We start from the raw sequence: 11444 nt of genomic DNA on the forward strand, positions 1-11444 counted from the left end.
CTGGCGGATTTCCGAAGCCCCGGGGCAGCAAAAAATCATGTTTCTTTTTCGTGTTCTTTAATGTAAAGGAATCCCGTCCTGTTTTCCGGCGTGTATTCATCCGTCGGCACAATTTCAATCGTCACCGTCCGCGCTTTTCCATCCTGCTCGCAGTGATATGTGATTGTCTGCGCAGCCTTGGTTTCATCAAACCGCCGGCGGATCGCATCGAGATCTGTTTTTGCAAGATACTCGTCTTTGTCCTCCGGTACAATCCGGTCAGCCGCAGACAGATGCTCCAGCCAGGATGACAGACTCGTCGGTGCTCCGTCCTCCGTCTTCGGCGGTTCCCAGCTCAGGATCCGGTAGCTGTCCTTGTTCAGATTGATTTTCAGCACCTTCGGATACAGCTTGCAGAGCGCAATATACGCGGCCGGCTGTCCTCTCCGGTCCACGCCGTTCCGGCTGTAATACATCGCCTTTTTCTCATACATGCGGATATCCGCTGCATGCGCTATCTCGTGTACGGACTCCCACTCTTTCTCACGGCTTGAGACAATACCGTACGAAATCGTCATGGAATCGATCCGCTCACCCTTCCAGGACTCCACCGTTTCCACAAACTCGTGACGGATTTCCTGCATCCACTGTGAATTTATAAAGAGAATCGCGACAAACTCATCGCCGCCGATCCGGTAAACCTTTCCATAGTCATCAAACGACTTCCGGATGCAGTACGATGCCCCGCGCAGCAGTTCATCTCCCGCCGCATGGCCAAGACTGTCGTTCACAATTTTCAGTCCGTTGACATCCATGGAAACATAGACAAACTCCGTCGATGGCCGCAGCCCGCGGATATCCTTCTCATATGCTCTGCGGTTCAGACATCCCGTCAGTTCATCCGTATTCGATGTCTCGATAAGCATCTCTTCTTTCTTCTTCTCATTTTCAATGCTCTGAATCGTGAAAATTGCCTTCACCGGCTTCTCATTGATGTCTGCCCGGATCGTAACAAACGATGCACGGAACCAGCCAAAATCCTTTCCTACAAACTCTCCGGAGATAATTTTCTTTCCCTTCATGCGCTCCGCAACCGTGTGCAGATCTACGAACTGATCCGCCTGCTCCTGGTACGCCTCAATGACGGTCTCCGCCATAATCTCATGCATTCTCTGATCCGCATTCCGGTAAATCTTTCCGGTCTCCTGTTCCTCCGTCTGGTCGGAATAGGCAATGACGGAATCCTGTTCCAGATTTACCAGATACATCCGATAATAAATCTCTGCCATCGACGCCAGAATACCGTACTGCTCTTTTTTCTCCCGGTTTGCTTTCAGAACCCGCGAAACCAGATACAGCAGGATTGCACACGCAATGCACAGATACAGCGCAACCATCAGAATCGCAATCAGGTTGCTCTCATTATCCGCAGATACCGCAAAGGTAACACCAACCAGGTATTCTCCCAACGGTTCAAAAACGCAGTTGTATTTCTCTCCGTGGATTTTTACAATTCCGCTCACCATCTTTGTTCCGCCGAGGTACGCCCGCGGCATACCGATGGCTTCCAGCTTCTTTCCGATCGTATTCTCATCCGTTGCACCCAGGATTTCATGGGTATCGAGATCTGCCACGTAAAGATTCATGCCCTGATACATCGGCATATTGCTCACTACGGTCGATACATCATTCTGTTTGATCTCCGCCAGAAGCCGCACTGGTTCGATTCCGACCTGAATCATCTTATCTCCTGTGCTGTTCCAGGTGATCGCATACATCATGCTCCTTCCCTCCGAGGTGTTCGGCGTGATATCCTGGCACATCGTAAGACCCTTATTCTCCAGCATCGGCTTAAAGTACTCCATCTGCTCGCCGGAGTCAAAGCTGTATCCATAGTACTCCGGTTTTGTTCCGCTGTAAATTTTTCCCGTCGCATCAAACAGATAAATTTCGTCAATCGACATCAGCGACGCGATTTTCTGCAGCTCCTCCGTATCATTTTCCGCTTCCAGCCTCGACTCCAGAATGTACGACACTGCCCGCGCACGGATAACATAATCTTCCTTCATCGACCTGATCAGATCTATCTCATTCTTCTGATTTTTCTCAATAATGCTGATCGACTGATCCAGCAGCATCTGTGACGTCTTGTCCAAATTTTTACTGTTGACGTACATCAGAATCCCTGCCTGCAGAAACAGTGCCACAACGACCATTCCAACCATCAGAACGATGATGATCTTCCATTTTGTCCGGTCTGTAAATCTGCTTTTCTTCATCTCATAGCCCTTTTCTCTTCCATTTTTTCAAATCTCTTTTTCCTTCCCTTCTTCCGTCCCGGGAATGCGCAAAAATTTTCATTAGTACTCATACTATACCATACTTTCTTAAAATTTTCCTTATTTCATTACAATTATTTGTATAAATTTTATTTTTTATTAAAATAAAACATTATAAATTTGAGCATTTCTGACAAAAAGTGCAAAAAAGAAGGCGTCCCCGCTCTCCTTTCGGATTGCAGAAACGCCTCCTTATTTTTGTTATGAAAGATTTCAAGGTCATGGAAAGATCAGCAGATCTTATTTATGCCACCCCCAGTTGCGGATCTCTTCGAGGTCTTGACCGTACTCAGCGATGTACTGTTTGTGCTCGATGAGTTTGTCGTTCATCTTCTGGATCAGGTGAGCACCCTTGAAACGGTCAATCTTGTTCTGTACACGCATATCGAATGGAGTTGTAATGGTACCCTCCTCCTGATAGCCGTGAACGGACATGTTGTGGTTGTGACGCTCATAGGTCAGCTCGTGGATCAGAGTCGGATATCCGTGGAATGCGAAGATGATCGGTTTATCTTTTGTACTATAAGTGAGCAAGTTCGTGATTTTGTATAAAAAGAAAGACACCTTAAATCGTTCGTGTTGTATAATGAAAGTGCCTAAACAAACATTGCAACATTTACGAAAGAAGGTGCCTCTCGCAAATACTATACATCATTCTACATTCGTATACAACTCTTTTAAGAAATTAAATTTATGCTTTTTTTCACAGGCTCCTAGGGAGGGAAACTTACACTATGATCCAATGGAATATTCAAATGATGCTACACTCAAAATAACAGTAGCCTTTTCATCATTTTTTGAAAAAACCACCATTTGTAGAACGGTATTCTGTTCCCCACTCCACTGGTAAGTCTGGTTATCTAATCCAGTTGTCTCTACGTCTCCATATAAAGAATTCAGTTCATCGACTTCTTTTTGAATCCATTCTTTCGCATCTTTCTCAAGATAGAAAGTAAATGACACTTGATTTAATTGATCATTGGAAAATTCCAGATTCATGTTCGCTTTTGCATTGTCAAGAGAAAGTTCCTCTTCACTTGTATATGTTTTTGCGCTATCTTGGGTCTGTCCCAAATCTTTCTCATCAAATTTTAAAGAACTTTGATTAAAAGTTTCTTCTGTATCCATTCCCCAACTAAAATCTTCATACTGAAAAATCTGTTCTTTTGTACAAAGTCCTTTCAAATCTAGTTTTCTGATTTGATTTTCTCCATTTAATGCGCAACCAACCAAAAGAATCAATGGTAATAAAGCTGTGGCATGTCTTATTTTCATAATAGTGCCTCCTTATTATCTATCCTAAATCTTTGCTTCAACTTATCATTTCTAAATTAGTTCATGGGAAACACCTCTATTATTTTAAATTTTTGTTATTTTCTTGAAACTATTGTAACATGCCTGTTATTTTTTTACAATATATAGCGTTTCACAATAAAGTTCCGAAAATTTTATTTAACTTGCTGAAAATTAAATTTTTTAAAATGTGTAATTTTTCATATACTCACTCGTATAGGTAAGGTAATCAAGGAAATAATGGTGTTTCCAGTCAACTACCCACGACCTAAAGGTCATGGGTAGTTGACTTCCATCCATGCTGTTCCTACATACTGCGTATATCAAAATCCATGCTGTTCTTTAGCTGTACCGAAAATCCGCTCTATGGTTTCTTTTCTTATCTGCTGTATCTTTTCTTCTACTCTTCTGCTTTCATCTCGCGGACAATCTTCCGCAGCTTCAAAATCATGGACGGAGCAACAGAAAGCTCATCCACTCCCATTCGTACAAACTGCTCCGTCAATGTCAGATCTGCACCGAGCTCCCCGCAGATTCCTGCCCATTTTCCGCATTTGTGTGCATTTTCCACCACCATGCGAATCATCCGAAGAACGGCTTCATGGTGTGGATTGTAGAAATCATCCAGCTGTTCATTCTGACGATCAATCGCCAGGGTATACTGCGTCAGGTCATTCGTTCCGATGCTGAAGAAATCCACCATTTCCGCCAGACGGTCGCTGATCATCACGGCTGCCGGTGTCTCGATCATAATGCCCTGCTCCGGAATTTTATACTGCACTTCCTGTGCTTTCAGCTCTTCCTCTACCTCTGCAACAATTGCGTAGATTTTTTCTACCTCTTCTGTTGATGTGATCATCGGATACATGACAGAAAGGTTTCCGTAAACGGCTGCGCGGAACAATGCGCGAAGCTGCGCTTTAAAAATTTCCGGCTGTTTCAGACAAATCCGGATTGCACGGTACCCAAGCGCCGGATTTTCTTCTTTTCCAAGATTAAAGTATTCTACCTGCTTATCTGCCCCGATATCCAGCGTACGGATAATCACTTTTTTGCCTGCCATGGTCTGCACGGCCTGTTTATATGCCTGAAACTGTTCTTCCTCCGTTGGGAAATCATTTCTTCCAAGATAGAGGAATTCGCTTCGGAAAAGTCCAATTCCACCGGCATCATTTTCCATCACATAGCCAAGGTCACCAACACTGCCGATATTTGCATAGATGTTGATCTTACGGCCATCCGGCGTAATATTTTCTTTTCCTTTTAACTCCTCAAGAAGCTTCTGTTTTTCTGCTTCTTCCTGCATTCTTTTTTCGGTTTCCTTCCGCACATCCTCCTCCGGCTCAAAGATAACCTGACCTGAAAAACCGTCTACAACGGCCGTCATGCCTGTTTTCAGACCGTTTAAATCCATCGGGACGCCGATTAATGCCGGAATATTCATCATTCGCGCAAGAATCGCAGTATGAGAATTGGTAGATCCATGCACAGTCACAAACGCAAGTATTTTTTCTTTGTCCATCTGTACAGTTTCACTCGGACTTAAATCGTCTGCCACTATAACAGATGGTTCCATAGAACTCAGGTCGTTATCTCCCTCGCCGCTTAAATTGCGGACCAGACGTTCGGAAATATCTTTTACATCTGCGGAACGAGCTTTCATATATTCATCATCCATAGCTGCAAACATCTCTGCAAAATTATCGCCGGTTGCTGCCGCTGCATATTCTGCATTTACCAGTTCTGTCCGGATCATGTTCTCCATTGATTCCAGATAGTCCTCATCCTCCAGCATCATCTGATGGACTTCAAAGATCGCCGCACTTGCCTCTCCAACTTCCCGGACTGCCTTGTCATACAGTCTGCCAAGCTGTTTTTTCGAAACCTCCACGGCTTCTTTCACACGTTTTACTTCTGCTTCCGAATCTTCAATCCGGGCTCTTTTAACCTGGTAATCATTTTTCTTCAGAACCGCAACCGGTCCCATAACAATTCCTTTATATACGGATTTCCCCTGAAAATACTGCATTTTTTATCCTCCGAGCGTACTTTTTACAGATTTGCTTCGAAAAACGCTTTCAGCGTCTCAATCGCTGCATCTTCGTCCTCTCCGTTTGCTGCAACGGTTACGGTATCTCCCTGCTTTACACCAAGTGACATCAGCATCATCAGCTGAGTCAGTTTTTTCGTTTTTCCATCTTTTGTGATGGTGCATTCCGATGCAAAATTTTTTGCCTCCTTTACCAGCATTCCTGCCGGTCTTGCGTGGATTCCCAGTTCATCTTTAATGGTATATTCAAATGATTTCATGCTTTTATTCTCCTTCTTCTCTGTCCATAATCCGTTCTATGTGCATAGCGAGATATCCAATTTCGATCTCCTCCATCGGAAGTTTCAGCCTCTTTTCCATCTCCTCACAGATTCGTTTCGCCGCCTGAAAGGCTTTCGGAAACTTTACGGACATGTAGTCATTCATATTTACTTTCAGTTTTTCCCCACTGACCGCTCTTGCAACCATATAGCGGATATGGTTCATCATACGGTTATACGACAACGACATCACATCGATGGTATGCCCGGTGATATGCTCCACCAAAGAAATGCTCTCCCGGACTGCTCTTGCTACTTCCATGGCCTGTGAAACATTTTCCTCCACAATTGCCGAATGAACATGAAGTGCAAGATAGCCGATTTCATGTTCATCAATTTCGATCTGAAGCCGTTCTTTTAAAAGCTCCCTGATACAGGAAGCAACTTTATACTCTTTGTAAAACATCACACGGATATCGTCGGTGAGCGGATTGCTGATCTGCTCACCGTTCTGAATCCGCCGGACAGCAAAATCCAGATGATCTGCCATTGGAAAGACGATGGAACGGTCAATTTTTCCAAATTCCTTTTCTGCCTCGTCAAGCACGGCACTCGCCAGCTCCAGGCTGAGCGGAGAAACGCCCTGTACAATGGTTCTGGCATTTCCTCGCTCCGTCATCTCTGTCAAGGAATAAATGCGGGCATCGTCTCCCGGCTGTACACGCTGTCCCGTTTTTTTCCCAAATGCAATTCCTTTCCCCATGACCAGATATTCCCGGTTATTTTCTTCTTCCACACCAATAAATGAATTGTGGTTCAGTGTTTTTGCTATCCTGTACATTCTTCTCACCCGTTTTTAAGGCACAGCTTACGCGAGAATCTCAATCGCAAATAAAGGATCTCCTGCTTTTACCGGTCCGTCTGCCAAAAGACGGATTCTCTGGTTCTCCTCCAGCTCTGTGCAAAGAACCGGTGACGTAACCGACGGCGCATGTGTTTTCAGATATTCCAGATCCAGTTTCAGCATCGGATCACCTTTTTTCACGGTCTGACCGCTTTCTACCAGTGCCTCAAATCCCTCTCCGTTCAGTTTTACTGTATCAATTCCGACATGAATCAGAAGGCTGACCCCGGAATCGGTTACAAATCCAATCGCATGTTTTGTGTCAAAAACAAACGCGACTTCTCCGTCCTCCGGAGCACGCACATAAGGATCTTCCGGTGTCACAACAGCGCCGTCTCCCATCATCTTTTCTGCAAACGCTTCATCCGGCGCAGTAGAAAGGTCGGCTGCCAGTCCGCTTATCGGGCTGCAGACAGTAATCGTATCCACAACCTTCTGTTCTTTTGTTTCCTGCGTCGGTTCCGCCTCTTTTGGGGTTGGTGTATTTTCTGCTTCCGCATACGTATTCGGAGCTTTTTCCAGATAATCCTCTAAATTTGATTTTATCACAGTTACATTCGGTCCGTAAATAACCTGTACACCATTTCCTTTATGCACAACGCCAGATGCCCCTGTCGCCTTTAAAATACCATCGCTGACTCTCGCTGCATCATGAACAGTACAGCGCAGTCTTGTTGCACAGCAGTCCACATCCGAAATATTTTTCTTTCCGCCAAGACCTTTTGTGATTGCTTCACTCATGGCATCTTCCGATGCCACCCCATCGTTCTGCGCCTCTTTTCTTGCTTTTACATCTGCTTTCGTATAAAGCTTGGTTTCCACATCATCATCCTCACGACCCGGTGTCTTAAAATCAAACTTTTTAATCATGAATTTGAAGATAAAATAATACAGGAAGAAATAAAGAATGCCGACCGGAATCACCCTCATCCAGCTTGTCTTTTCATTTCCCTGCAGAATACCGAACAGGAAGAAGTCCAGAAGTCCGCCGGAAAAGGTAAGACCTACTGCGATATTCAGGATGTGTGCGATCATATAAGCTGTTCCCGCAAGAATAACCTGCACGACAAACAACGCCGGTGCAACAAACAGGAACGAGAATTCCAGCGGTTCTGTGATACCGGTTGCCATACACGCAAGTGCTGCGGAAAGAAGCAGACCGCCTGCTGCTTTTTTCTTCTCCGGTTTCGCACAATGGTACATGGCAAGTGCCGCTCCCGGAAGTCCGAAAATCATAAAAATAAATTCTCCGGAGAAATATCTCGTTGCATCTGCACTGAAATGTGCGATATTCGCAGAATCCGCAAGCTGTGCGAAGAAAATATTCTGTCCGCCCTGCACCATCTGTCCTGCCACTTCCATGGTACCTCCGACTGCCGTCTGCCAGAACGGCATATAAAATACGTGATGCAGACCAAATGGAATCAGTGCCCGTTTAATCAGACCGAAAATCAGCGTTCCGACATAACCGGAGCCGGTTACCAGGCCACCCAGCGCATAAATGCCGTTCTGTACAACCGGCCATACAAAATACATTAAAATTCCCACAAACATATAGACGATCGTAGAAATAATCGGTACAAAACGAGTACCGCCAAAGAAAGAAAGTGCATTCGGAAGCTGGATCCGGTAAAATCGATTATGAAGTGCTGCGACTCCAAGACCGACAATAATACCGCCAAACACACCCATCTGCAGCGACTGAATACCGCAGACAGAAGTGATGGTTCCTTCCAGAACGGATTCTGCAATTTCTCCGTTTTCCAGAATCTGACCCGTAATAGTCAGCATTGCGTTAATCGCTGTATTCATAACGAAATATGCAATAACGGCTGACAGGGCAGAAACCTCTTTTTCCTTCTTTGCCATACCAATTGCAACACCTACCGCAAAAATCAGAGGCAGGTTATCAAACACCGCACTTCCTACTTTGTTCATGATCACCAACAGCGCATGAAGAATTGTGCCGTTGCCGAGCAAGCTTGTCAGCCCATACGTTTCAATCGTGGTTGCATTGGTAAATGAGCTTCCGATTCCCAGCAAAAGTCCGGCTACCGGAAGAATTGCGATCGGGAGCATAAAGCTTCTTCCCACTCGCTGCAGAACACTAAAAATTTTGTCCTTCATTTTTTTACTCCTTGTGTAGTTTATACTTTTTACAAGAAGAGTTTCTGCGGTTTTGCATCTTTTTAGCCGGTCTGTACTCTTTTTCTGAAACAGAGTACAAAAAAGAGACACTAACCCACATAAACAATTCCTGTTATGTATAGTTAATGCCTCCAAAAATCGAGTTACACACTACAACTGTAGTTGAATATAGCACAGATAAATCTCTTTTGTCAAGTCAGTTCTTATGATTTCAGCTTTTTTCTTTTTATCCATTTTTCACATTCTTATGCATCTATTTTGTGCACAATAGCTAATCAACATCTTTTTTTTGAAATGTCATAAATTCAAGATCTTCCTGTTTCCATAGTTGTGCAGGCACATGCAATACTTCTTTTTGAGCAAACAACGGTATACTTGTTCCTTCCTTCTGGAAAACCCGAAGAGATGTACCACCATCAGCAAAAGCTTTGTTTTCTATATGAACAAATGTCATTCCCTCATATACTTCTTTACTTTCAATATCCTGCCACCGGCCTTCCGGAAGATACAGTTCATATTCATCTCTGTCAAATCCGGGTGAAATAAGCAATGCATCACCAAGCATATAAGACAGATTCTGTGTCTTTGCGATTGGATCTTTCGGATATTCCATCACAAGCGGACGAATCATTGGAATACCAGACTGATGACTCTGGCAGGCGGTGTGATAAAAATATGGCACAAGTCGATGTCTGAAGTTAATCCATTTTTTTACTTCTTTTAATGCCATATCTCCATACTGCCATGGTTCCCGCGGTGTTTTACCGTGCGCTCTGGATAATGGCATCCACAATCCCATCTGCACAGAGGAAAGGTAATCTTCTATATTCGGACGTTCCTCATTTCCGATATAACCTGTGTTATAAAATCCGCCAAGATCATAACCCCAGAAAGATACACCAGACATAGCCATCCCAAGTCCGGCCTGAAGGATTGCACTGTGACTTGCTTTATCACTGGAAGAATCTCCTGCCCATGCTGCCGGGATCGTATGAGAACCCACATACCACTGCGTCCCCAAAGCATTGGCAATTCCCCACGTTCGTCGCAAATTTCTTTCATCCATGTGTAAATATTTTTTGCATACAGATACGTCAGAAGATTATGTCCTTCTCGCCCGCTCATGCCATTGTAAAATACAACATCTTCAGGTACTGCTTCAGAGAAATCTGTTTTTATCACTGATACACCCATTCTGACGATTTTTTTCACACGTTCCTCATACCATGCCAGAAATTCCGGATTTGTGAAATCAAAGCAAGCACACAAAAGCTCTGAATCTGCAGTCGCTTTAAACATTGCAGGATGCCCTTCTTTATTTTTATAAAAAATCCACGTTCTGCCAGTTCCTTAAATGCCGGCGAATCTTCCTGCAAGTACGGATAATTCCAAAGACTTAAATGTATGTTCTTTTTATTTAATTCTTTAATCATTTCTTCCGGTTCAGGGAAACGTTCTGTATCCCATTCCCATACACCAGACATATCCTGCCTCTGCCAGCCATCGATATGAATTACATCGATACCTATTCCAAATTTTTCAGCATCAGCAACAACATCCTCGACTTCTTTACGGCTCATATAAGAGCATTTTGACATCCAGAAACCAAAAGCCCACTGTGGAATCATAGGTATCTGCCCTGTAATCTGCAAATACTGCTGCAACAGCTTCTTATAGTCTTTGCTTTCTTCTGCCAGGAAAATATAATCCAGAATAGGATCGTCACTGCCCATCTGATAACTGATCCATGATGAAGCACCCATATCAAATGATGAACGCGTAAATGTATTTAACAATACGGAATATCCCCGGCTGCTTGTAAAATACGGATGACTTTTATATGAATCCTCCGTATTAGTAGACAATGCATCTTTTTGCCAACACTCTATTCTTTGTCCACGTTTATTAAAATGTGTAAACTTCTCTCCAAATCCCCAAAATTGCTCATCGGAGAATAATACAAACTGCTCAAATGAGGCTATACTTTTTCCAGATGCATCTACTCTAAATCCTGTTGGAAGCTGTTTCCACCGGTTATCGACATTAGTGTCAAAAGCCTGTTCTTTCGTCAATAATTTTCCATTCTGATAGATGGACATTTCCCAGTAGTTTTTTGAAAAATGAAGACTTAACTGATTTGTTTCATATATATACAGATCTTCATTTTCTGTAAATTCTGCATTTTTTGTTTCAAACTCCGATTCAGGTACATCTTCGACTACCGTCTGTCTGTGGCTTTTTGCAGTCATCTCCGGCACCATCACAAATCTGAATACCGATGGTGTCAAAAATGTAATACGAACTGTGGCTATACGGTCTTTCCATGTACGTACCAAAAAATGTATTCCATCTTCTTTGGCACACACTGATTCAATTTTTGTGAGAAAATCATACTCATCTGAAAAAATTGTTCTTCGCTCCCCACATTGTGGATTATATTGTGTTTCTGCTTTATTAGACATATATTGTCC

8 protein-coding genes and 1 pseudogene are annotated in these 11444 nt (G+C 43.6%); all 9 read right to left on the reverse strand.

All coding sequences use genetic code 11. From position 1 onward, the window contains the following. Positions 1–35 precede the first annotated feature (35 nt). A complete protein-coding gene (locus DXA93_RS08720) occupies positions 36–2258 on the reverse strand; it encodes a sensor domain-containing diguanylate cyclase (protein ID WP_118601691.1) in 2223 nt (740 codons plus the stop codon). Positions 2259–2558: 300 nt separating this feature from the next. Continuing rightward, entirely contained in the window at positions 2559–2852 is a 294-nt protein-coding gene (locus tag DXA93_RS08725) for a hypothetical protein (protein WP_330427303.1), read from the reverse strand. A 198-nt stretch (positions 2853–3050) separates the two neighbouring features. Continuing rightward, positions 3051–3593 (reverse strand): hypothetical protein, encoded by a 543-nt coding sequence (locus DXA93_RS08730; RefSeq protein ID WP_118601690.1) that lies wholly within the window; start codon positions 3591–3593, stop codon positions 3051–3053. 418 nt (positions 3594–4011) lie between these two features. Next, positions 4012–5640 (reverse strand): phosphoenolpyruvate--protein phosphotransferase, encoded by a 1629-nt coding sequence (gene ptsP, locus DXA93_RS08735; protein WP_118720326.1) that lies wholly within the window; start codon positions 5638–5640, stop codon positions 4012–4014. Between the two features lie 23 nt (positions 5641–5663). Then, positions 5664–5921, reverse strand: a complete 258-nt coding sequence (locus tag DXA93_RS08740; protein WP_117801790.1) for an HPr family phosphocarrier protein — start codon at positions 5919–5921, stop codon at positions 5664–5666. A gap of 4 nt (positions 5922–5925) precedes the next feature. Continuing rightward, a complete protein-coding gene (locus DXA93_RS08745; RefSeq protein ID WP_022461277.1) occupies positions 5926–6762 on the reverse strand; it encodes a PRD domain-containing protein in 837 nt (278 codons plus the stop codon). A 27-nt stretch (positions 6763–6789) separates the two neighbouring features. After that, entirely contained in the window at positions 6790–8952 is a 2163-nt protein-coding gene (locus DXA93_RS08750) for a PTS transporter subunit IIABC (protein ID WP_119208091.1), read from the reverse strand. A 292-nt stretch (positions 8953–9244) separates the two neighbouring features. Further along, positions 9245–9703, reverse strand: coding sequence for a hypothetical protein (locus DXA93_RS20900; RefSeq protein ID WP_442857946.1), 459 nt, complete (start codon positions 9701–9703; stop codon positions 9245–9247). Further along, positions 9698–11435: pseudogene (locus DXA93_RS08765) on the reverse strand (TIM-barrel domain-containing protein); the annotation flags it as partial. The pseudogene DXA93_RS08765 and the gene DXA93_RS20900, both read right to left, overlap by 6 nt. Positions 11436–11444 lie beyond the last annotated feature (9 nt).

Origin of the sequence: Blautia sp. OF09-25XD, from assembly GCF_003482095.1 — a bacterium.
Classification (GTDB): Bacteria; Bacillota; Clostridia; order Lachnospirales; family Lachnospiraceae; genus Fusicatenibacter; species Fusicatenibacter saccharivorans.